This window comes from Planococcus chinensis, from assembly GCF_020071995.1.
Classification (GTDB): Bacteria; Bacillota; Bacilli; order Bacillales_A; family Planococcaceae; genus Planococcus; species Planococcus chinensis_A.
In genome coordinates, this window is record NZ_JABWTK010000051.1 from 1 (window position 1) to 343 (window position 343).

The following is a 343-nucleotide window of genomic DNA, read 5'->3' on the forward strand; positions in this document are numbered from 1 at the left end:
TTCAACGAATTGAATTTGACGTATTGAAATTCTTCCGACTTGATATTCGAATGGAACGATTCAATCACTGCGTTATCCCAACAGTTTCCGCGCCGCGACATGCTGCTCACGGCGTGTTTCTCCTTAATCAAATTCTGATAGGCATACGACGTGTAGACGCTGCCTTGATCGGAATGGATGATAATCCCCTCGGGATAGCTCCGCAGTTTCAGCGCTTCCTTCAATGTATCGATAACGAGCGGCGTCTGCTGATGGTCGTAGAGCTTGTACGCAACGATTTCGTTGTTGTATAGGTCCATGATTGTCGACAAGTAAAGCGTCGAACTTCCGTATTGGATATAGG

General features: G+C 46.4%; 1 protein-coding gene. It reads right to left on the minus strand.

What is annotated here, in order from left to right:
• The coding region (locus HU147_RS19260; RefSeq protein WP_224077680.1) for a DDE-type integrase/transposase/recombinase at positions 1–343 on the minus strand (343 nt) is incomplete at both ends.